This window comes from Gilliamella sp. B3464, from assembly GCF_026536145.1.
Lineage (GTDB): Bacteria > Pseudomonadota > Gammaproteobacteria > Enterobacterales > Orbaceae > Gilliamella.
In genome coordinates, this window is sequence record NZ_JAFNOQ010000001.1 from 138729 (window position 1) to 162876 (window position 24148).

Here is a 24148-nt window from a genome sequence, read left to right on the forward strand (position 1 = left end):
ACTCAATGGGTTGCTATCATCATGACTGTGATAGCATTGATATTATTAATTGTAGTGATTAAATCTAAACTCACTATAAATAATATAAATCAATTATTTGAATTGCAACTGTCGCAAAAAAATCATGAAAGTCAATCTTTGACTGAAAAGTTACAACAATTAGAAAATGAACTCAATCAATATCGTCTACAATATGTGACACAAAATGCAACTATTACTGAGCTAAAAACCCGTTTGGAAGAAACGAAAAGCTCAGCTTATGAAAAGCAATCAATACTTGAGCAAAGTGAGCAGCGGCTAACAACTCAGTTTGAGAATTTAGCTAATCGAATTTTTGAGCAAAGTGGTAAAAGAATAGAACAACAAAATAAGCAAAGCCTTGATTATTTACTTTCTCCGCTAAAAGAGCAATTAGAAGGATTTAAAAAGCAGGTACAAGATAGCTTTGGTCAAGAGGCAAAAGAACGCCATACCTTGACGCATGAAATCCGTAATTTGCAACAACTTAATGAGCAGATGACAAAAGAGGCCAACAACCTAACTAACGCTTTGAAAGGTAATAATAAAACCCAAGGTAATTGGGGCGAATTTATTTTAAGTCAAATACTTGATAATTCAGGGCTAAGAGAAGGTTATGAATATGATACACAAGTTAATTTGACCAATGAAAACAATCTGCGATTGCAACCAGATGTTATCGTTCACTTACCACAAGGTGGAGATGTGGTCATTGACTCGAAAGTAACACTCGTTGCTTATGAACGTTATTTCAATAGCGATGATGATACGATTAAAAGTAAATCAATGGCTGAACATTTAGCCGCTGTACGTAATCACCTAAAACAACTAAGCCAAAAAGATTACCATAAACTTAATGGAATTAATTCGTTAGATTATATTTTAATGTTTATTCCTGTTGAGCCAGCGTTTTTATCGGCCATTGATCATGATCCTGCGTTGATTAACGATGCTTTAAAAAATAATATTATGATAGTCAGTCCAACCACATTATTAGTTGCTTTACGTACGATTCATAACTTATGGCGCTATGAATACCAAAACCGCAATGCTGAATTAATTGCCGACAAAGCAAGTAAATTATATGATAAAGTTCGTGGTTTTATTGAAGATATGGAAAACTTAGGAAATTGCCTTGATAAAGCTCAGCAAACTTATCAAAATTCGTTAAATAAACTATCCAAAGGACGTGGTAATATAATTGGACAAATTGAACGTTTTCGTGAAATGGGCATCGAAGTTAAAAAACCGATCAATCCTGATCTAGCTTTAATATCGAAAGATGAAGTAGATAGTGAAAACGAAGATTAACTGTTATTGTCAAATAATCTTAAATTGTGAATACCATGAGTTATTATGTTATTAAATTTTCAGAGGAAACACATATTTCAGCATAAAAATAACCTTATTTATCCTTATTGAAATTATGTGTACACTCTTTTACGCAAAAAAGGAAGCGCATATGGCAAAAAAACCAGTGACAGAACCAAGTTTTGAACAAACACTTAAGCAACTTGAAGCGATTGTTTCACAACTGGAAAATGGTGATTTACCATTAGATGAAGCATTAAATGAGTTTGAAAAAGGGGTTAAATTAGCCCGAACGGGGCAAAAACAATTACAACAAGCAGAGCAACGTATTCAGATATTATTAGCTGAAAATAGTGATGCGCAGTTGTCTGAATTCTCAATTAATCATGATGAATAATCTTAATGTATTACAAGAACGGATTAATTCGTTTTTAGCAGCCTACATTTCGCAGTTTCCTTGTTCCGAATTACAACAAGCAATGCGTTATAGCTTGTTAGCAGGGGGTAAGCGAATTAGGCCTATTCTAGTTTATTTAACAGGACAGATGTTTAGTTGTTCACTCGCTAAGCTTGATGATGCGGCGGCAGCCATTGAAGCAATACATACCTATTCGTTAATCCATGACGATTTACCCGCTATGGATAATGATGATTTACGTCGAGGCAAACCAACTTGTCACATAAAATTTGGGCAAGCGCAGGCAATATTAGCCGGCGATGCCTTACAAACGTTAGCATTCACTATACTCTCTGAAAGCCAACACATTAATGACCAAACTAAAATTTCAATGATTGCTGAACTAGCCAAAGCTAGCGGATTAAATGGCATGTGCATTGGACAGTCACTGGATTTACAAGCTGAACATCAAACGGTAACACTTGAGCATTTACAACAAATACACAATTATAAAACTGGTGCACTAATCAAAGCAGCCGTCCGACTTGGTGCGTTGGCATGTGGAGAACACAGTAAACCTTACTATGCCATGTTAGACAGTTATGCTCAAGCAATTGGGTTAGCGTTTCAAATTCAGGATGATATTTTAGATATAATCGGTGAACAAGCAATTATGGGCAAACCTCAAGGTTCAGATATCGCGCAAGAAAAGAGCACGTATCCCGCTTTAATTGGACTACAATCAGCAATAAAAATGACCCAAACGTTGTATGACCAAGCTATCGATAGTCTTAACCAAATACCTTATGATAGCCAACCATTACAAAAACTGGCTGATTTTATTATTAATCGTAAAAGTTAAACAATAGCTCAATGATGACAATGAATTTGGATAATTATCCGTTACTAAAAACCATCAACTCGCCAGAAGATTTAAGACGATATCCTTTGTCTCAATTACCCGAAATTTGTCGCGAGTTAAGACAATTTTTACTTGATAGCGTTAGCAAATCGAGCGGTCATCTTGCATCCGGATTAGGTGTTATTGAGTTAACTGTTGCATTACATTATGTATATTATACGCCCTTTGATAAGGTTATATGGGATGTTGGGCATCAAGCTTATCCACATAAAATTTTAACTGGTCGCCGTGATAAGATGCTCACGATTCGACAAAAAGATGGATTACATCCATTTCCTCATCGTGAGGAGAGTCTATATGACGTATTAACAACCGGTCACTCATCTACATCGATTAGTGTTGCGCTTGGAATAGCTATTAGCGAGCAAAAAAAACAATCAGGGCAAAAAGTTGCCGCAGTTATTGGTGATGGAGCATTAACTGCAGGCATGGCGTTTGAAGCCATGAACCATGCCGGGCATATTAAGCCAGATATGTTAGTGATTGTTAATGATAATGACATGTCAATTTCTGAAAATACAGGTGCGCTTAATCAACATCTAACCCAAATTTTATCAAGTAAAGCTTATGCCTCTTTTCGTGAAAGTGGTAAGCGAGTACTTGCCAATATTCCACCACTTAAAGAGTTATTTAAAAAAACGGAAGAACATTTAAAAGGATTAGTCACGCCAGCTATTTTATTTGAAGAACTTGGCTTTAATTATATAGGCCCCGTTGATGGGCATGATGTTGAAAATTTAGTTCTCACATTGCAAAAAGTGCGTCAACTAAAAGGACCACAACTACTTCATATTATTACCAAAAAAGGCAAAGGATATGCGCCAGCTGAACAAGATCCAACATTATGGCATGGCGTCCCTAAATTTAACCCAGTTGACGGCACTTTGCCTAAAACCAACAACGTTGCCCCAACTTATTCACAAGTCTTTGGTGATTGGTTATGTGAAATGGCAAAGCATGATAAACAGCTAGTTGCAATAACGCCAGCTATGGGTGAAGGATCAGGCATGACAAAATTTGCTGATCAATACCCTGATCAGTTTTTTGATGTTGCCATTGCAGAACAACATGCTGTCACGCTGGCAACAGGATTTGCAATTAGCGGTTTTAAACCTGTAGTTGCCATATACTCAACATTCTTACAACGCGCTTATGATCAAGTTATTCATGATGTTGCCATTCAAAATTTACCCGTACTATTTGCTATTGATCGAGCTGGGATTGTTGGCGCTGATGGTGAAACACATCAAGGTGCATTTGATCTAAGCTTTTTACGCTGTATACCCAATTTTGTTATTATGACACCAAGCGATGAAAACGAATGTCGGCAAATGCTCTATACCGGTTATTTACATCATGGCCCTGCTGCTGTGCGTTATCCTCGTGGTGAAGGTATTGGTGCTTTATTAAAACCGTTACAAACAATACCGTTAGGTCAGTCAAAATTGTGCCGTGAAGGGCAAAACATAGCTTTACTCAATTTTGGCACATTACTGCCTGAAGTTTTACAGGCAGCCAACCAAATTAATGCTACAGTCATAGATATGCGCTTTGTAAAGCCATTGGATGAAAAAGTCCTTTTGCACATTAGCCAAACACATAATATACTGGTCACCGTTGAAGAAAACAGTATCAAAGGCGGAGCTGGTAGTGGCGTCTGTGAATTTTTATTATCGAAAAAAATAAAATGTGATATTTTAAATATTGGGTTACCTGATAAGTTTATTGCGCAAGGATCACAAACTGAGGTTCGCAATGAACTGGGTTTAAACTGTGAACATATTATCAAAAAAATTAATAATTTTATAAAACAATAGGTTAAATATGGAAACTAAAGCTGTCACTATTCAAATTTTTGGACGTACTTTAAAATTTAATTGTCCGGTTGATGAAGTTGACGCACTCGCTAATGCCGCAAAAGACTTAGATGCGCGCTTAAATAATTTACGTGAAAAGTCATCACAAATAAGTAGTGAACAACTCATTATGACCGCAGCACTGAATATTTCTTACGAACTAACAAAAGAAAAAGAAAAAAGTAATGAATTCAGTGATAGATTAAAAATGTTACAACAATTACTTGATTCAGCTTTAAATGGCAACAATTAATGGTTTTAATTGTAAATTTAATCAAAACGATCTTGTATCATTTGTTAATTTTAGTAATATTATACCCATCTCTGAGATGTTCGCGATATGGGTTAGTCCCCTGAGCCGATATTCTTTACTTTAGAACGGTGTGATTTTCAATTGGTGTGTATGCCTTATTGATAAGGAAACCTAAAAATTGGAACATGCTGTTCACCTTGAACCTTGGGTTCAAGGGTTACGACCCTAACGACATCTTGGAGTGCCTTTCATTGTTTTGACTTTGTAGTGGTAATTGATGAACATTAGACAGATTATCCGTCAAAAAAGACGGCAATTATCCCACCATGAACGCCAAGTTGCCCAGCAAAATATTTATCATAAAATTACCCATCATGCCGATGTTAATTCAGCTCAAAATATAGCGATATTTCTACCATTTGATGGAGAAATCGATACGCTACCAATAATCGAATACCTCTGGCAACAAAATAAATCTGTTTATTTACCCATTATTCATCCATTTGTGAAAACACATTTATTGTTTTTACACTACACCCCAAATACGCCTTTATTAAAAAATCGGTTTGGTATTTTACAACCGGCTTTAAACGTTTCAACTGTCATACCGTATCAAAAACTTGATATTATCTTTACGCCATTGGTTGCATTTGATGAACGAGGATACCGAATGGGAATGGGCGGTGGCTATTATGATAGGCTACTTGAAAACTATCCAATATACAATATTAAACCTATTGGACTCGCTTTTGCTTGTCAAAAAGTCGAAAAAATCAATAATCAACCTTGGGATGTTCGATTGCCAGAAATTATTTATGCTTAACTGATAACCAAGCCCAAAGGATAAATACGAATCATTCGCATTATTACCCAAAAAAACATCAATTTATTTTATTTATCTATGATAAAAACCAAATTTAGCTATATAATAATTTAGCGTTAACTTTTTATCATGCACTACCGCCCTATTCTTTTGTCTTTTGAGCCAATATTTAATTCCAAATGGAGATAAATATTCTTGAAAGCACGTTATAAATATTTAAAAAGGAGTATTGCAATGTCAGAAAATAAAGTATTAACCACCAACAACGGCGCACCAATTGCCGATAATCAAAATTCTCGCACTGCTGGTCCTCGAGGCCCTGTATTACTCGATGATTATCAACTTATCGAAAAACTAGCCCAATTCAATCGCGAAAATATTCCTGAGCGTCGAGTCCACGCCAAAGGATCGGGAGCACACGGTACTTTTACAGTAACAAATGATATAACAAAATATTCATTTGCCAGTATATTTGCTAATGTTGGAAAACAAACACCTGTTTTTGTGCGATTTTCAACCGTAGGCGGTGAACGTGGTTCTTCTGATACAGCCCGCGATCCACGTGGTTTTTCAGTAAAATTTTACACAGATCAGGGTAACTGGGATATTGTTGGCAACAATACACCAGTATTTTTTATTCGTGATGCAATTAAATTCCCGGATTTTATTCATACCCAAAAACGTGATCCCAAAACAAACCTAAAAGATCCGCAAATGATGTGGGATTTCTGGTCCTTATCACCAGAATCACTTCATCAAGTGACCATTTTATTTTCTGATAGAGGAATTCCTGATGGTTACCGCCATATGCATGGGTATGGTAGTCATACTTATAGCCTTATCAATAAAGATGGGGTAAGAACTTGGGTGAAGTGGCATTTCAGAACTGAACAAGGAATTAAAAATATTGATCCTAAAAAAGCCTCAGAAATGGACGGAACTAATCCTGATTCAGCTCAAGAAGATCTATTCAAGGCGATTGAAAATGGCGACTATCCAAAATGGCGGCTTTATATGCAAGTGATGACTGAAGAACAAGCCGATCAACATCCAGAAAACCCTTTTGATGTGACTAAAGTTTGGTCACAAAAACAGTATCCATTAATCGAAGTCGGTGTAATGGAACTGAATCGAAACCCTGAAAATTATTTTGCTGAAGTCGAACAAGCCGCTTTTGAACCAAGTAATATAGTACCAGGAATAGGTTTATCTCCGGATAAAATGTTACAAGGTCGAGTTTTTGCTTATGCCGATGCTCACCGTTATCGAATTGGTACGAATTATCAACAATTACCTATAAATGCACCAAAATGTCCGGTACATAATTATCAGCGTGATGGCGCAATGCGTTTTCACAGCCCAGATAATGCGCCTAACTATGAACCGAATAGCGTTGATAGTGCACCTAAAGAGCAACCACAATATGCCTACCCGCCTATGCATGTCCCGGCAGGCACAATGGATAAGCATGATCATCGTGTTGATGGTGATTATTATTCACAACCAAGAGCATTATTCAATTTAATGAAACCAGATCAAAAACAGTTATTAATTGATAATATTGTTGGGTCGATGAAAAATGTTGATCGCAATATACAAATTCGTCAATTAAAACATTTTTATAAAGTTCATCCCGACTATGGGCAAGGTGTCGCTAAAGGTCTCGGTATTGATGTTAATTTAATCAAAGATTAACTTCATAAACAAGAAAAGCCGACGTAATAACGTCGGCTTTTTTATTTTTCAGATAACATGAACATTATTGAATAGTAAACGTTGTTACAAATATCTATAAAAAAATGAATTAACTTGATTAAAATTATTTAGCTTTATTTTTTTTAGTTAATTTTTTTAAGATAATCGACATTAATGGTCGATGGCATTTATATATCATATCAGGTGAAACCATAATCAATTCGGCAAGTGGTACTGTCCAATCGGGTTTGTCGGTATTGTCTAAATGTTTATCATCGATTGGAATCTCAATAGTATAACGCTGCGTATTGGCAAATAGCTGTTGTTTTTTAGCAATATCATTATCATCTTCATCACTCAGCATTTTACAATTATCAAGGATTTGCTGGGCGAAGATATCTGGCCAATTTTCTACGACATTTTTCATTTGCACATAATCAGAAATGTGTCTTAGCATGTCACGAAACAGTAGCAAATAGACCATTTGGACATTACGCCCCGATAAACTTGCTATCTGCTCGTCAGTTAGCGCTTTATTGATAACACTTGGACCCCATTTAAAAAACAGCGTATCTTTGTACATGTTTACAATCGGTTTTATTCGACGGTACTGTGTTTTAACTAGCTTATCAATTTCATGTGAAATTTGCAGAGTTGGGTAACCAACTCTGTTACGTCCATTAAGATCCCGCTCAGACAGCGATTTTTGCTGTTTTTTGGGCAAGAGTTTTTTTAACAATCCTAACATATTGTCATCCTTGTGATTGTTCTTTTTGCCGAACAATTTCGAACAGACAAACGCCAGTAGCGACCGATACATTTAGCGATGAGACAATTCCTGCCATCGGTATACTCACAAGTTCGTCACAATGTTCTTTCGTCAATCGACGCATGCCTTCTCCTTCTGCGCCCATGACTAAAGCAAGAGAGGTGGGTTTAGTAAAAAAATTGGTTTGATAAAGTGTTTTATCTGCTTCACCAGCAGTACCCACAATCCAAACTTGATATTCATCTTGCAACATACGCATTGTACGCGCTAAATTGGTCACCCTAACCACCGGCACACTTTCAGCCGCACCACAAGCAACTTTTTGTGCTGTAGAGTTTAGCGAAGCGGAGCGATCTTTAGGCACAATAATAAAATTAACACCAGCAGCATCAGCCGTTCGTATACAGGCACCTAAATTATGCGGATCAGTGACACCATCTAAAATCAATATAACAGGATTCGATTCTTGTTCCATCAACAATGGAATATCGTTTTCTTGATAACTTCGACAAGGTTTCACCATAGCTAAAATACCTTGATGAACACCGTTCTTAGATTTTTCATCAAGCCATTGACGGTTAGTTATTTTCACCGGTAAAGCTAACTGTTCAAGCTGATGAACCAGTGAAATAAGGCGTTTATCTTCTCGACCTTTAATAATAAATACTTCAATAATTCTTTCCGGCGCACGGGTAAGCAGTGCTTCAATGGCATGAATGCCATAAACTGTTTCACTCATCTATTTGCTACTCTTTTTTCGTTTATTACTGGTTTTTGACTTTGCTCGTTTACTGTTTTTATTTTTAGGTTTACTTTCAATTTTACTTTGAGATTTTTCACTATTTTTACTGGTGGATTTTGTACTTTTGCGCTTAACAGGTCGATCAATTTTTGGCTTTTTCTGTTCTTGTTTCGATTTAGTCTTCGCTGTTTTACCTTGGCGCATTGGTTTATTATTGCTGCCTACCAATGAAAAATCAATTTTACGCTCTTCTGGATTGACATTATCGACTTTAACTTGAACTTTATCGCCCAGACGATAACTGTAACGAGTATTTTCACCAATTAAACGATTACGTGATGGATCAAAAATATAATAATCGTTTTCTAGCGAGGATACATGAACCAAACCATCAATAAACAGATCATCTAAACGAACAAAAAAGCCAAAATTAACCACACTTGAAATCGTGCCATTAAATACTTCACCAACATGATCTTGCATATAATCGCATTTAAGCCAATCAACAACATCGCGTACTGCTTCATCAGCTCGCCGTTCAGTCATGGAGCAATGTTCGCCAAAATAGAGCATTTCATTCATAGTATATCGGTGCCCACCAGTTTTACTGGTTTTATCATGCTCATTGGCTAAAATCCATTTAATCGTGCGGTGCAATAATAAATCAGGATAGCGACGAATTGGCGAAGTAAAATGCGCATATTCATCTAATGCTAAGCCAAAATGACCTCGATTTTCGGGATCATAGATAGCCTGCTTCATGGAACGAAGTATCACCGTTTGTAGCATTTCATGATCAGGACGTTCTTCAATTGCTAACATCAATTGGGCAATATCTTTAGATTTAGGATTGGTTCCGCCACCCAGTGATACGCCTAATTCGCTTAAAATACTTCGCAAATTATTCATGCGATCTTCATCGGGTTTATCATGGACACGAAACAGTGAAGGCACGTTTGCCTTAATAACCAATTTGGCCGCTGCTACATTAGCTAAAATCATGCACTCTTCAATAATTTTATGGGCAACATTGCGCTGCACGAGCTCAATACTTTCAATACGTTTATCGGCATTAAAAATAAATTTTGGCTCTTCTGACTCAAAACCTATCGCACCACGTAAGACTCTTGAATTATCGAGCACATTATATAACCCGTAAAGATTTTCCAGATGAGGGACTAAATCATGATAATGTTCTTGTAACTCGCGATCACCTTCTAAAATTTTAGCTACTTTAGTATAGGTTAGCCGAGCATGCGAATTCATCACCGCTTCATAAAATTGATAACTTGTTAATCGACCTTTGTTCGATACCGTCATTTCACAAACTAAACATAACCGATCAACTTGTGGATTAAGTGAGCAAAGTCCGTTAGATAACGCTTCAGGTAACATTGGCACAACACGTGACGGAAAATAAACCGAGGTACCACGTAAACACGCTTCTTTATCAAGTGGTTTACCGGGACGAACATAGTAACTAACATCTGCAATGGCGACCCATAATCGATAGCCTCCACCTCGATTTTTTTGACAATACACCGCATCGTCAAAATCACGAGCATCTTCACCATCGATAGTCACTAAAGGAAGCTCTCGTAAGTCTTTTCGACCTTTTTTCGCACTTTCAGGAACGTGATCGCTAAATTTGCTCACTTCTTTTTCGACAGGTTTTGGTAATTCATAAGGAATTTCATGATTACGTAGTGCGATGTCGATAGCCAGATTGGTCCCCATGATTTCACCAAGAACCTCTTTAATAATACCGACTGCTTTTTGGCGGCGTTCAGGGCGTTTTTGCAACTCAACCACCACCACTGCGCCCATACGCACAGTGAGATTAGGTTTGCCTGCAATTAAAATATCGAAGTTTAAACGGCTATCATCCGGTACCACAAACCCAACACCTTGTTCAATAAAATAACGTCCGACAATTTGGTTACTACGAGGTTCTAAAATACGAACAACACGCGCTTCTGTTTTTCCACGATATTGATTACCCATAGGTTGAGCTAAAATAACATCACCTTGCAGTACCTTTTTCATCTGATCCGGCGATAAAAAATAATCCTCAGGCTGACCTTCTACACGCAAAAAACCAAACCCATCACGATGCGCAATGACACTGCCTTTAACCATCGCAAATTTTTCTGGCAAGGCGTAGCATTTACGGCGAGTAAATACGACTTGTCCATCACGCTCCATTGCGCGCAAACGACGATGTAACGCGACTTTTTGCTCTTCGTTTTTAATTGCAACAGCCTGCGCAATTTTCTCTAAACTTGCGGGTTTGGCTTCTTTAGTTAAATAATCTAAAATAAGTTCGCGGCTCGCTATGGGAGATTCATATTTTTCTGCTTCTCGATCAAAGAAGGGATCTTTTATCATAAGGGATATCCGGTGATCTAATATTGCTGTTAGCATAACATAGAGTGGTATAACTTAAAATGAACATTATTGATCAGGCAAGAATAATCTTTACCTACCTCACTGAATAAAAATAGAAGTGTTTCTATTGATTTTATTTGATTTTTTTAAAGTTATTACTATGATTTTTTTAGTATGTTTTTTTATTTTGCCTACATTAAAAATATGGCGCTGTTATTAGCGCCATCATTGTATAGTGTCATTTATTGGTTAAGCTTTTCTCGTTCAATTGCCCGATAACCAATATCTTTACGATAAAAACAACCATGCCAATAAATATCTTTAATTTGTTCATAAGCGCGCTTCTGCGCTTCAAGCACAGTATTACCTAAAGCTGTTACGCAAAGCACTCGACCACCATTGGTATAAACTCGTCCTTTTTCTAAACTGGTACCAGCGTGAAATATTTTACAATCTTGAGTTGATTCTGTCGGTAAACCAAGAATGACATCTTGAGTATTATATTCACCAGGATAACCACCGGCGGCTAATACTACCCCCAATGCTGGTCTTGGATCCCATTTCGATTTGACGGTATCTAATTTACCCTCGACAGCTGCAAGACAAAGTTTCACTAAATCAGATTGCAGTCGCATCATAATAGGTTGCGTTTCAGGATCACCAAATCGACAATTAAATTCAATGACTTTAGGGTTGCCTTCTTTGTCAATCATTAACCCAGCATATAAAAAGCCAACATAAACATTACCTTCCTCAGCCATACCATTGATTGTCGGGTAAATAATTTGATCCATCACTCGGCTGAAAACTTCATCAGTAACAACAGGGGCGGGCGAATAAGCGCCCATACCACCAGTATTTAAACCAACATCACCATCCCCAACACGTTTATGATCTTGGCTCGTTGCCATAGGTTCAACATTTTTACCATCAACCATGACAATAAAGCTGGCCTCTTCACCTTCTAAAAACTCTTCAATGACAACTCGGTGCCCAGCATCACCAAAGGCATTTCCCGCTAGCATATCGCGCACCGCATCTTCAGCTTCTTTTATAGTCATTGCAACAATCACCCCTTTACCTGCCGCAAGGCCATCGGCTTTAATAACAATTGGCGCGCCTTTTTGACGAATATATTCAATGGCCGGTGTAACTTCGGTAAAATTTTGATACTCTGCAGTAGGTATATGATGTCTGGCTAGAAAATCTTTAGTAAATGCTTTAGATCCTTCTAATTGTGCGGCAGATTTTGTCGGACCAAAAATTTTTAATCCTGCTTTTTGAAAGCTATCTACCACACCTATCACTAATGGGGCTTCAGGTCCGACAATGGTTAAATCGATGTGTTCTTGCTGTGCAAAATTTAACAATCCCCCAACGTCCGTTGCTTTAATGTTAATATTTTCTAAATTCGGTTCAAGCGCAGTGCCTGCATTGCCGGGTGCAACAAAGACTTTTGAAACTAATGGTGATTGTGCTACTTTCCAAGCTAGAGCATGTTCACGCCCACCATTACCAATGACTAAAACTTTCATAAAAGATCCTTTAAAAACTTTAAGCTAAAAAGCGAGGTGAAATTTGAGTTTTTGCAAACTGAGTTTAGCACGCTCTTTTCTCGTGACATTGTATTGTCTTGTTATTCAATTATTAGTGTCTAAAATGACGCATATGGGTAAAAATCATTGCAATATTATGTTCATCTGCTGCCTGTATGACTTCGTCGTCACGAATCGATCCACCCGGCTGAATCACACAGGTGACGCCCACCGCTGCGGCTGCATCAACGCCATCTCGAAATGGGAAAAAAGCATCAGAGGCAACAACGGAACCTGCAACTTGTAAGTTTTCATCTTGCGCTTTAATTCCTGCAATTTTTGCTGAGTATACTCGACTCATTTGCCCCGCACCAATACCAATTGTCATATTATCCTTGGCATAAACAATTGCATTTGATTTAACAAATTTAGCCACTTTCCAACAAAATAGTGCATCTGAAAGTTCTTTAGCTGTTGGTTTTCGTTTAGTTACTACAGTCAATTGAGTTTCATCAACTGTGCCTAAATCACGCTCTTGCACCAAAAGTCCACCGTTTACTCGTTTAAAATCTAAGCTGGCTTTCGATGATGTTGATAATTTTCCGGATTCTAATACACGCACATTTTTCTTAGTTTGTGTAATCGCTAACGCCTCTTGCGTCACTGATGGCGCAATAATGACTTCAACAAATTGTTTATCAACAATAGTTTGTGCTGTTTTAGCATCTAACGTTCGATTAAAAGCGATAATGCCACCAAATGCCGACGTCGGATCAGTTTTAAATGCATTTAAATACGCGGTTAAAATATTATCACTCACCGCAACACCGCAAGGATTAGCGTGTTTTACAATCACACAAGCTGGTTCAGCAAATGATTTTACACATTCAAGTGCTGCATCTGTATCTGCAATATTGTTATATGAAAGTGCTTTACCTTGTAGTTGTTTAGCGGTTGCAATTGAAGACTCTTGGATATCTTCTTCAATGTAAAAAGCCGCTTTTTGATGAGCATTTTCGCCATAACGCATGTCTTGTTTCTTAATAAATTGCAGATTGAGTGTTCGAGAAAATTCACCAGAAGGTTTATCGGTTTCACCATAATAAGGTGGCACCAGTCTTCCAAAATAATTAGCAATCATGCCATCATATTTAGCGGTATGTTCAAAAGCTTTAATCGCCAAATTAAACCGGTATTCGAAAGTCAGTGAATTTTGCTGTTTATCGAGCATATTAATAATTGTCGCATAATCACCACAATCAACAACAATAGCCACATCTTTGTGATTTTTAGCAGCAGATCGCACCATAGTTGGTCCACCAATATCAATATTTTCAACCGCATCTTGCAAGGTACAATCGGCTTTAGCCACGGTTTGAGCAAAAGGATATAAGTTAACCACAACCATATCGATAGGTTCGATGTGATGATTTTGCATTATTTGATCATCTATGCCACGTCGACCTAAAATTCCGCCATGAATTTTTGGGTGTAACGTTTTAACTCGTCCATCCATCATTTCAGGAAAACCCGTATAGTCAGATACTTCCGTTACCGGTATTTGATTTTCGATTAGCAATTTAGCGGTACCACCAGTGGAAAGGAGTTCTATTTTTCTAGCTGATAATGATTTGGCAAATTCAATGATTCCGGTTTTGTCAGAAACACTTAATAAAGCGCGACGGATAGGACGATACTGCTGCATGAAAGGCTCCGAAGTTGATATTCTACATCCAAGTCAGTGAAGTGGTTATTATATATAAAACAAGGGTAGATGTTTAGTACTAAGTTTCTAAAAAGCCATCAAAAATTTTTAACCATAATATTTGAACTTGATCACATAACTGAGATTTTCCTGTCAATTGCGGCTTTGCTCACTTTATTTTTTTTATTTTTAGTAATAATGTTATGCGTAACTGTTATGCATAACATTATTATGAAAAGGGAGAAAAATATGCAATCTTTATTCGATTTAAAAGGCAAACGCGCTTTAATTACTGGTTCGGCTCAAGGTATTGGCAATTTATTAGCTAAAGGGTTGGGACAATATGGTGCCAGTATCATCATCAATGATATTACCGATGAAAGAGCAAAAAATGCTGCAACACAATTAGTCCAACAAGGTATTGATGCAGTCGGTATTGGTTTTGATGTGACGAACTCAAGTTCAGTTAAACAAGCAATTGATGATATTGAACAAAACATCGGACCTATCGATATCTTAATCAATAATGCGGGTATTCAACGACGTCATCCATTTACAGAATTTCCTGAAGCGGATTGGGACGCCATTATTAATGTTAATCAAAAAGCGGTGTTTTTAGTATCACAGCAGGTTGCCAAACATATGATTGCTCGCAAGCAAGGCAAAATTATTCATATTTGTTCAATGCAAAGCGAATTAGGGCGCGACACAATTACGCCTTATGCCGCATCAAAAGGTGCGGTAAAAATGCTGGTTAAAGGTATGTGTGTTGAGCTTGCTCGTTACAACATTCAAGTTAATGGTATTGGTCCGGGCTACTTTGATACTGAAATGTGTAAAGCATTAGTTGAAAATGCAGAATTCACCAAATGGCTATGCCAACGAACACCTGCTGCCCGCTGGGGAAAACCTGAAGAACTTATTGGTTCAGCAATATTTTTATCGTCAGCAGCATCGAACTTTGTCAACGGACATATTCTTTATGTGGATGGCGGTATGTTATCTGCGGTGTGATGTTTTTTACGGTGAGATCGTTATCAAATCACTTTTTTATCAATTTAATGCGTGTATTTGGTTTCGATATCTCCTTACCGACTGAACAATTTTCTTTATTATTAAATCACGAGAACTAATATGAATATCACTAATAAACTAGCCCCCTCTCGTTGGTGGCGATTGATGCCTATTATTTTTATTACCTATAGTTTAGCTTACTTAGATCGAGCCAATTATGGTTTTGCCGCAGCCGCCGGTATTAATAATGATCTTGGTATTACTAAAAGTACCTCTTCACTAATTGGCGCCCTCTTTTTTTTAGGTTATTTTTTCTTTCAAGTCCCTGGATCAATTTACGCAGTTAAACGTAGTGTACGAAAATTGATTTTTATTTGCCTAATTTTATGGGGAGGTTGTGCTGCATTAACCGGTATGGTTACTAATATTGCATCTTTAATGATCATCCGATTTGTTTTAGGTATTGTTGAAGCTGCCGTTATGCCTTCTATGTTAATCTACATTAGTACTTGGTTTACTAAAGCTGAGCGTTCAAAAGCCAATACGTTTTTAATTTTAGGTAATCCGGTTACTGTGCTTTGGATGTCAATTGTATCAGCACACTTAATCGATCTTTATGGTTGGCGTGAAATGTTTATTATTGAAGGGCTGCCTGCCGTCCTTTGGGCGCTAATTTGGTGGATTGTAGTCCGAGATAAACCTTCACAAGTAAACTGGTTAACCGATAAAGAAAAAGCAGATTTTAAAGCGGTAATGGACAAAGAACAGCAAAATATTAAGCCTATGCGCAATTATGGCGAGGCTTTGCGTTCAGGAAATGTCATTAAACTTTGTGCAGTCCATGCGCTATGGAGCATTGGTGTTTACGGTTTTATGATGTGGATGCCATCAATTATTAAATCTGCTGGTAATGTCGATATTGTCTCTGTTGGTTGGCTTTCAGCCATTCCGTATCTTGTTGCAATTACAATGATGTTAATTGTCTCTTATTATTCAGATAAATTGCAAAACCGAAAACTTTTTGTTTGGCCTTTATTATTAATTGCAACGATCGCTTTTTTTACCGCTTATGTATTAGGAAGTGAGCAATTTTGGATCTGCTTTATACTATTATCGATTGCTGCTGGGTGTATGTATGCACCTTATGGTCCTTTTTTTGCATTAATCCCTGAATTATTACCAAGTAATGTGTCAGGGGTTTCTATAGGTTTAATTAATAGTTTTGGCGCACTTGGTGCATTTATTGGCGCTTGGCTTGTTGGCGTGATAAACGCAGCAACTGGCAGTGCTGGAGCCTCATATGTTTTTATGGGAGCTGCATTGATTTTATCAGTAATATTAATGGCGAGTGTGAAAGCCCCTAAACAGTAGTTATCCATTAAAAAATAGGAAGATAATAGTAACGATTATCTTCTTATTTAGTACAGCAATAATGGGATTTATTTTTTATTTTTATTTTTACTGGTAAAATGGCTAAATTCAACTGGCTTGTTTACCTATAAAAATAAAGGGTTATGAAAGATAAACGCATTAGTTTACAAGATATCGCAGATTTGACCGGCGTGACTAAAATGACTATTAGTCGCTATTTGAGAAATCCAGAACAAGTCTCTGAAAAAAACAAAGAAAAAATAGCAAAAGTTTTAAAAGAAATTAATTACATTCCTAATCTTGCACCGCAAATCATGTTGGGCTCACGCAGTAGGTGTATTGGTATTGTTATTCCTTCATTTAAAAATCACATATTTTTAGAAGTGTTAGCAGGAATTGAGTCTGTTACCTCAAAGCACCATTATCAAACCATTATTACCAATTATAATTATGATAAAAAAATCGAAGAAGAAAAAATTATCAATTTGCTATCCTATAATATTGATGCCTTGGTATTAATGGAAAAAAACCATACTAAAACAACTTTGCAGTACTTAAAAACGGCCAATATTCCTGTTGTTGAATTGATGGATGTAACTCAGCAATTTTTTGATATCCAAGTTGGGTTTGATAACGAACAAGCCGCCTTTGATATGACAATGCAAATGTTAGCTTCAGGCAAAAAAAATATTATCTACTTTAATTCTATCGCAAGTGCCCGTGATAGCCAACGCTACAATGGTTATCAACGCGCTATGAAACAATCAGGATTGATGGCAAAGCAGATTATTCCTGATGCAATATCCTCAATTAATTTAGGTAAAAGCTTATTTAACCAAGCTATCGAACAATATCCCGACCTTGATGGAATATTTTGTACTAATGATGATATGGCAATTGGCGTGTTACTCGAATGCCAAAAATATAATATTGCAGTACCTGAACAAATTGCTATTGCAGGCTTTCATGGTTTAGAAATTGGTCGCGCTAATCAACAAAAAATAGCAACGGTTATCACACCCCGTTTTGAAATTGGAAAAGTTGCAATTGAGCTTTTATTAAAAAGGCTAGATGGAGAACAAGTCAAAAACAGTGTTTGTTTAGCGTATAAAATAGAAAAAGGACAAACAATATAAAAATCAGTCAAATCAATTAAGTAATTAAACACGATGATGAGTTTAATTACTTAATCTAAAGTGATGATAATTAATCATCACTATAACCTAAACTTCGCAGTGCCCGTTCATCATCAGCCCAACCCGCTTTGACTTTTACCCACAGCTCTAAATGAACTTTGTTATCAAAGAAGGACTGCATATCTTTGCGCGCTTCAATACCAATTTTTTTAATTTTTTCGCCCTTATTACCAATAACCATTTTCTTTTGACCATCTCGTTCCACTAAAATCAAGCCATTGATACGATACATGCCGTTGCGTTCATCAACTTTAAATTGTTCAATTTCAACAGTAACTGAGTAGGGTAACTCATCACCTAAAAATCGCATTAGTTTTTCACGAATAATTTCTGATGCCATAAATCGTTGAGAACGATCGGTAATATAGTCTTCAGGAAAATGGTGTTCACCTTCGGGTAGGTGTTTTTTGACAATACTTTTAATAATGTCAATACCTTCCCCTTTTTCAGCACTAATAGGCACCACATCGAGAAAATCAAGTTTTTGACTGATTGCTTGAATATGGGGTAAAAGTTGCGTTTTATCCACAACATTGTCAATTTTATTAATGACAAGTAAAACCGGACATTTACATCCTTTCAACTTGTTAGCAACCATCTCGTCGTCATCATTCCAATGCGTACCTTCAACGACAAAAATAACTAGTTCAACATCACCTATTGAGCTACTCGCTGCGCGATTCATTAAGCGATTAATTGCGCGTTTTTCTTCAATGTGTAGTCCTGGCGTATCAATGTAAATAACTTGATCATTGCCTTGTGTATCAATACCAATAATTCGATGGCGTGTAGTTTGAGCTTTACGCGAAGTAATTGAGACTTTTTGACCAAGTAATTGATTTAATAAGGTTGATTTACCTACATTTGGTCGGCCAACAATGGCAACAAAACCACAATGTGCTATCGTTTCTGTCATTTTATACCTAATTGATTGAGTGCTTGTTGTGCTGCGGATTGTTCCGCCTTACGGCGACTTAAACCGCGCCCTAAATATTGATTATCATCGTTTTCAATTTTACACTGAATTAAAAACTCTTGTTCATGATTGTCACCAGTCACTTCAAGAATTAAATAACATGGCCTTTCATGATGAATACCTTGTAAATATTCTTGCAAACGGGTTTTAGCATCTTTTTGCTTAATGCCGGGTTTAATTTCAGTTAAGCGAGTTTGGTACCAAGCTAAAATTAATTGACGTATATTTTCAATATCACTATCTAAGTAAATTGCACCAATTATGGCTTCTACAGCATCAGAAATGATGGATTCACGACGAAATCCACCGCTTTTTAATTCACCTTGTCCTAAAATAAGATGATCACCTAACTTAAAGTCTTTACCAATTTCCGCTAAAGTTTGACCACAGACTAAGCTTGCTCGCATTTGACTTAAATCACCTTCGTCTTGTTTGATAAATCGGTGATAAAGCTCATCGGCAATAACAAAACTTAAAATAGAATCACCAAGAAACTCTAAACGTTCATTATGTAATTTATTAGCACTACGATGAGTAAGTGCTAATTCAAGTAAAGATAAATCGTTAAATTGGTAACCAATTGATTGTTGTATTTGACTAAATTTTTTCATCATCATTGTTATTAATGTATACCACCAATACGGCTGAATCTTATACCGGTAGGCCATTCATTAGGTTGTTTTTCAAAACTAATCCAAATTGCGGTTGCTCGTCCAACAAAGTTTTCTTCGGGTACAAAACCAAAGTAACGGCTATCACCACTGTTATCACGGTTATCCCCCATCATAAAATAGTGCCCTTGTGGGACAACCCATGTCGCAATAGGTTGACCTTCTTGATGGTAAAAATAATTTGGATCTTCTTGTGAACCTTGAGTGGTTAAAATATCGTGAGGTTGCTCGCCCAACGTTTCTTGTTGTATTTTCATATCAAGCGATACCACAGATCGTGAATTGACAATATCTTGCTTTGCATATTGTTCTAGCGTATAAAAATTCGGGTTGGCTTTCATTTCTCTGTGCACTTCTTTCCAATCACTAGGTTTGGGTTCAGTGTAATGTAAATCTAACGGCTGAGCTTTTTGTCCAACACAATTGAGATCACTTGTTTGACAAGCAGGGTAAATAAATATCTTTTTATCATTGACTGAATAGACAATTTTATCACCAGGCAACCCCACAACACGTTTAATTAAATCCATTTGTGGAACATTTGGATGTTTAAATACCGCTACATCACCTCGCTTTGGGTGGCCAGTTGGAATCAATACTGTATTTGTGATGGGATCTCTAAGTCCATAGGAGTACTTTTGGACGGCAATAAAATCGCCGACCAGTAAAGTTTGCATCATTGAACCAGACGGTATTTGGAAAGGTTCAAATAAAAATGAACGAATCACAAATACAATAAATAAAACTGGAAAAAATGAGGATAACGTCTCTATCCAGCCATTTGGTTTTCCAACTTCAGCAAGTATTTTGCCATCAACTTCACCATTGCATTGTTGGCGAACTTCTTCAACTTTTCTTTGTCTTGCTGGTTTCCATTTAAATTTTTCTAAAAACCAAAAGATTCCAGTTATAAATGTTGCTAACGTTAATATGATGGCAAATATTCCAGCCATTTTTTTACCTCTTCAACTAATTAATCTTTTCCTACATGCAAAATAGCTAAAAATGCTTCTTGCGGTAGTTCTACGTTACCTACCTGCTTCATGCGTTTTTTACCTTCTTTTTGCTTCTGTAAAAGTTTCTTCTTACGGCTTACATCACCGCCATAACATTTGGCTAATACGTTTTTGCGTAACTGTTTGACTGTTGATCGAGCAATAACATGATTACCTATAGCTGCCTGAATAGCAATATCAAATTGCTGACGAGGAATAAGATCTTTCATCTTTTCAACTAATTCACGCCCACGATAAGGTGCATTATCTTTATGTGTAATTAGAGCTAACGCATCAACTCGCTCACCATTAATCAGTACATCTAGTCTGACCATATCAGCAACCTGAAAACGTTTAAAACTATAATCTAATGATGCATATCCACGCGAAGTTGATTTCAATTTATCAAAGAAATCTAATACAACTTCAGTCATTGGGATTTCATAAGTCAGTGCAACTTGATTACCATGGTAAACCATATTAGTTTGTACACCACGTTTTTCTACACATAAGGTAATAACATTTCCTAAGTAAGTTTGCGGCACTAAAATATTACATTCAGCAATCGGTTCACGAAGTTCTTGAATATTATTTACCGCTGGTAGCTTAGCTGGGCTATCAACATAGACAATTTCATTTGATGTGGTTAAAACTTCATAAACAACAGTTGGCGCAGTTGTAATTAAATCAAGGTTATACTCGCGCTCTAATCGTTCTTGAATGATTTCCATGTGTAATAACCCAAGGAAACCACAACGAAAACCAAATCCTAAGGCACCTGAATTTTCTGGTTCATAAAATAATGACGCATCATTTAAGCTTAATTTACCGAGTGCATCACGAAATGCTTCGTAATCGTCAGAACTTGTCGGGAATAAACCAGCATAAACTTGTGGTTTTACTTTTTTAAACCCGGGTAATGGTTTATCCGCTGGAGCTCTGGCGGAGGTTAAGGTATCACCAACTGGTGCACCTAAAATATCTTTGATTGCACAAACAACCCAGCCAACCTCGCCACAGTTTAGCGAATCTTTATCAACTTGTTTTGGTGTAAAAATACCAAGGCGATCGACATTATATGTCATGCCAGTACTCATTACTTTGATTTTATCACCTTTGTGCAGTTCGCCATTTTTAATCCGAATTAACGACACGACACCTAAATAGTTATCAAACCATGAGTCAATAATCAATGCTTGCAATGGTGCATTAGAATCACCTTCAGGAGGAGGAATATCTTTTACTAATTGTTCAAGTACATCAACAACACCTACTCCGGTTTTGGCTGAACATCGAACAGCATTACTTGCATCAATACCAACAATGTCTTCAATTTCAGCGGCAACGCGCTCTGGTTCTGCTGCTGGCAAATCAATTTTATTCAGTACCGGGACAACTTCCAGGTTCATGTCTAAAGCAGTATAACAGTTAGCAAGGGTTTGTGCTTCTACCCCTTGACCAGCATCGACAACCAATAAGGCACCTTCGCAGGCGGCTAGCGAACGAGAAACCTCATACGAAAAATCAACATGTCCAGGCGTATCGATAAAATTAAGCTGATAGGTTTGACCATCTTTAGCATGATAATCTAATGTCACGCTTTGTGCTTTAATTGTGATACCTCGTTCACGCTCAAGATCCATCGAATCCAGAACTTGGGCTGCCATTTCGCGATCAGAAAGACCACCACAAATTTGAATAATACGATCTGAAAGTGTCGATTTACCATGATCAATATGAGCAATAATTGAAAAATTGCGGATATTTTTATTCATATCAATAAATTATAGTTTATATTTTAGTTATATACTGTTGATTATCCAATAATGGTTTTGACAAATAATAGAGCAATTAGATAATCACGGAAAATAGAAAAGCAACATTCTACACATTAATAGCCACTAAGCATAGTCTTATCGAAAGGTTTGCAGCTATTTCTCAACAATATTTTGAGCAATTCGCTCAATGGTAGTTTTAGGCAAGTTACCAATAATAATAATATTTTTGTTACCAATATTTGTTGAAAAAATTGTACGTCCACCTTGTTGTATAAGCTGGTTTGATTGATTTGATGAATCAGAAGAAACATTTACTGTGAACGAAAATACGCCATCCGAAAAAAGTTTGGTTGCAATATCAGAATTGTAAAAATTGACATTATAAGCAGCAACTTCTTTAAATCCTTTTGGTAACCAAGCTAATCGCCATGCATCTAACATATTGTTCTGTTTTTCAATAGATAATAAGATAGGATAAGTACGGCTATCGATATAATCTTTCATTTTTTTCTGATCAAAGTCTTCATCGATATCTACTACTTTGAATTGATTGATAATCTCACCATCTTGATCAAGTAAATCGATTCGTATCGGTAAAAAATTCTTGTCATCTATCCAAATAATATAGCTATAGCGATCTTTATCTTTAGCTATCATTTTTATTAGCTGTACACTGCGATTGGCCGTTCTAGTTTTACCTAACTTCACAAATTCGTATACATCAGTAAGTTTAGTAAAATCATTATAAATGACATCAGGGAAGGCTTCGGTTATACGAGGGCTGGTAATAGAAAAAGATGCACTATCAGGTTGAAAATAACTGGTAATATTATTGTGTAAAATAATCTCTTTTGCAGGACCTTCAAGATAAAGCAATTGCGCTTTGACCTCCTCTTTTTGTAAAGCCCCTAAATGGCTATATTCAAAGGTAGTGACATACTGATCTTTATCTTGTGAAAGGAAATGGATTTGATAACTATTTGTTTGGACAGATTTGCTCATTTTATTTAACAAATTTACCGCTTTATCGGTATCAGCAGCAAAAACAGATAATGCAAACAACATAAAAAACAGAGTAACAATAATCATTATACTCTGTTTGATTTTGCACTTAGTTAAATAAAATGAAAAATTCATATAAAATTAGTACGCATTGAGCCTTTTTTGCAATTCATAATCTTGGACCAACAATCGAATTTTATCATACTGTCTTTTTTCAATTAGTTGTTGATCATTGTGCTGTTGTATACCACCAACTGGCGCGACATTTACCCCAATGGGTACAGTATTTAAGACTGGCGAACCGTTGGAATCATCGGATTGCCCTTGGTGATATTGAACGCCTGCAATAATCGCTAAAGTCACACAGGCTGCTAGTCCAACCTGACTTACTTTACCTAAGCAATCTTTAATTCGAAGCCAAATAAGATTTTGTGCTTTGGGAATATCAACGTTATTTTGATCAGGTTGATTTGGTAGAGGTAAATATAAATTATCAGCAGCGATTGCTTTTGCGACTTGATTTGAAATATCTAACGTCAATGAACTATCGTGCAATTCACCACGCATTGCAGATCTTACAATGTGATAACGATGCCAACATGCTTGTAAACTTTCATCTTTTGATACAGCATCAATGAAGTGATCGTCGTTTAACTCGTCATCCATGAGTAATGAAAGTTGCTCTTTTTGTTCTATTTGCATAATAGATACCTTAAATTTATCACTGCTTA

At 36.6% G+C, this 24148-nt stretch carries 21 protein-coding genes and 1 other RNA gene; 11 read left to right on the top strand and 11 right to left on the bottom strand.

Annotation, left to right across the window (positions count from 1 at the left end; genetic code table 11):
* Window positions 1-21: 21 nt before the first annotated feature.
* The 8 genes from rmuC to J3U57_RS00605 all read left to right on the top strand — a co-directional run bounded on the left by rmuC (window position 22) and on the right by J3U57_RS00605 (window position 7275).
* The gene (rmuC, locus tag J3U57_RS00570; protein ID WP_416379640.1) at window positions 22-1329 is read left to right on the top strand and encodes a DNA recombination protein RmuC; all 1308 of its coding nucleotides are present in this window, start codon (window positions 22-24) and stop codon (window positions 1327-1329) included.
* Between the two features lie 151 nt (window positions 1330-1480).
* The gene (gene xseB, locus J3U57_RS00575; RefSeq protein WP_267333357.1) at window positions 1481-1726 is read left to right on the top strand and encodes an exodeoxyribonuclease VII small subunit; all 246 of its coding nucleotides are present in this window, start codon (window positions 1481-1483) and stop codon (window positions 1724-1726) included.
* A complete protein-coding gene (gene ispA, locus J3U57_RS00580) occupies window positions 1716-2588 on the top strand; it encodes a (2E,6E)-farnesyl diphosphate synthase (protein ID WP_267343539.1) in 873 nt (290 codons plus the stop codon). The genes xseB and ispA overlap by 11 nt, the downstream gene beginning before the upstream one ends.
* Window positions 2589-2602: 14 nt before the next feature.
* On the top strand, window positions 2603-4465 hold the full coding sequence (dxs, locus tag J3U57_RS00585; protein ID WP_416379631.1) for a 1-deoxy-D-xylulose-5-phosphate synthase: 1863 nt from the start codon (window positions 2603-2605) through the stop codon (window positions 4463-4465).
* Window positions 4466-4472: 7 nt separating this feature from the next.
* The gene (gene zapA, locus J3U57_RS00590; protein ID WP_267333354.1) at window positions 4473-4757 is read left to right on the top strand and encodes a cell division protein ZapA; all 285 of its coding nucleotides are present in this window, start codon (window positions 4473-4475) and stop codon (window positions 4755-4757) included.
* A gap of 65 nt (window positions 4758-4822) precedes the next feature.
* Window positions 4823-5003: non-coding RNA, 6S RNA (gene ssrS, locus J3U57_RS00595), on the top strand.
* A gap of 31 nt (window positions 5004-5034) precedes the next feature.
* Window positions 5035-5580, top strand: coding sequence for a 5-formyltetrahydrofolate cyclo-ligase (locus J3U57_RS00600; protein ID WP_267343541.1), 546 nt, complete (start codon window positions 5035-5037; stop codon window positions 5578-5580).
* 234 nt (window positions 5581-5814) lie between these two features.
* Window positions 5815-7275: a catalase gene (locus J3U57_RS00605; RefSeq protein ID WP_267333352.1), complete on the top strand. Its 1461-nt coding sequence runs from the start codon at window positions 5815-5817 to the stop codon at window positions 7273-7275.
* A 124-nt stretch (window positions 7276-7399) separates the two neighbouring features.
* On the opposite strand, the gene J3U57_RS00610 is transcribed toward J3U57_RS00605, so the two are convergent.
* The 5 genes from J3U57_RS00610 to purH all read right to left on the bottom strand — a co-directional run bounded on the left by J3U57_RS00610 (window position 7400) and on the right by purH (window position 14414).
* Window positions 7400-8023, bottom strand: a complete 624-nt coding sequence (locus J3U57_RS00610) for a hypothetical protein (RefSeq protein WP_267333351.1) — start codon at window positions 8021-8023, stop codon at window positions 7400-7402.
* A gap of 4 nt (window positions 8024-8027) precedes the next feature.
* Window positions 8028-8783, bottom strand: a complete 756-nt coding sequence (rlmB, locus tag J3U57_RS00615) for a 23S rRNA (guanosine(2251)-2'-O)-methyltransferase RlmB (protein WP_267343542.1) — start codon at window positions 8781-8783, stop codon at window positions 8028-8030.
* Window positions 8784-11174: a ribonuclease R gene (gene rnr, locus J3U57_RS00620; protein ID WP_267343543.1), complete on the bottom strand. Its 2391-nt coding sequence runs from the start codon at window positions 11172-11174 to the stop codon at window positions 8784-8786. It lies immediately after the preceding gene.
* Window positions 11175-11416: 242 nt separating this feature from the next.
* Window positions 11417-12709: a phosphoribosylamine--glycine ligase gene (gene purD, locus J3U57_RS00625; RefSeq protein WP_267333348.1), complete on the bottom strand. Its 1293-nt coding sequence runs from the start codon at window positions 12707-12709 to the stop codon at window positions 11417-11419.
* 112 nt (window positions 12710-12821) lie between these two features.
* Entirely contained in the window at window positions 12822-14414 is a 1593-nt protein-coding gene (gene purH, locus J3U57_RS00630; RefSeq protein WP_267343544.1) for a bifunctional phosphoribosylaminoimidazolecarboxamide formyltransferase/IMP cyclohydrolase, read from the bottom strand.
* A gap of 249 nt (window positions 14415-14663) precedes the next feature.
* On the opposite strand from purH, the gene idnO reads away from it, so the two are divergent.
* The 3 genes from idnO (at window position 14664) to idnR (ending at window position 17935) form a co-directional block, all read left to right on the top strand.
* A complete protein-coding gene (idnO, locus tag J3U57_RS00635; protein WP_267343545.1) occupies window positions 14664-15428 on the top strand; it encodes a gluconate 5-dehydrogenase in 765 nt (254 codons plus the stop codon).
* A 120-nt stretch (window positions 15429-15548) separates the two neighbouring features.
* Window positions 15549-16799 carry an MFS transporter gene (locus J3U57_RS00640; protein ID WP_267333345.1) on the top strand — a complete coding sequence of 417 codons (1251 nt, stop codon included), beginning with the start codon at window positions 15549-15551 and terminating at the stop codon, window positions 16797-16799.
* A 143-nt stretch (window positions 16800-16942) separates the two neighbouring features.
* Window positions 16943-17935 carry a DNA-binding transcriptional regulator IdnR gene (gene idnR, locus J3U57_RS00645; protein WP_267333344.1) on the top strand — a complete coding sequence of 331 codons (993 nt, stop codon included), beginning with the start codon at window positions 16943-16945 and terminating at the stop codon, window positions 17933-17935.
* Window positions 17936-18005: 70 nt separating this feature from the next.
* Here idnR and era read toward each other — a convergent pair whose 3' ends face one another.
* From era to J3U57_RS00675, 6 genes are all read right to left on the bottom strand, one after another.
* The gene (gene era, locus J3U57_RS00650) at window positions 18006-18911 is read right to left on the bottom strand and encodes a GTPase Era (RefSeq protein WP_267343546.1); all 906 of its coding nucleotides are present in this window, start codon (window positions 18909-18911) and stop codon (window positions 18006-18008) included.
* Window positions 18908-19585: a ribonuclease III gene (rnc, locus tag J3U57_RS00655; RefSeq protein ID WP_416379573.1), complete on the bottom strand. Its 678-nt coding sequence runs from the start codon at window positions 19583-19585 to the stop codon at window positions 18908-18910. Before rnc ends, era begins: the two co-directional genes overlap by 4 nt.
* An 8-nt stretch (window positions 19586-19593) precedes the next feature.
* Window positions 19594-20595, bottom strand: coding sequence for a signal peptidase I (lepB, locus tag J3U57_RS00660; protein WP_267333342.1), 1002 nt, complete (start codon window positions 20593-20595; stop codon window positions 19594-19596).
* Window positions 20596-20615: 20 nt separating this feature from the next.
* A complete protein-coding gene (lepA, locus tag J3U57_RS00665) occupies window positions 20616-22412 on the bottom strand; it encodes a translation elongation factor 4 (RefSeq protein WP_065633325.1) in 1797 nt (598 codons plus the stop codon).
* Between the two features lie 156 nt (window positions 22413-22568).
* A complete protein-coding gene (locus tag J3U57_RS00670) occupies window positions 22569-23504 on the bottom strand; it encodes a MucB/RseB C-terminal domain-containing protein (RefSeq protein ID WP_267333341.1) in 936 nt (311 codons plus the stop codon).
* 54 nt (window positions 23505-23558) lie between these two features.
* Window positions 23559-24119 (bottom strand): RseA family anti-sigma factor, encoded by a 561-nt coding sequence (locus tag J3U57_RS00675; protein ID WP_267333340.1) that lies wholly within the window; start codon window positions 24117-24119, stop codon window positions 23559-23561.
* Window positions 24120-24148 lie beyond the last annotated feature (29 nt).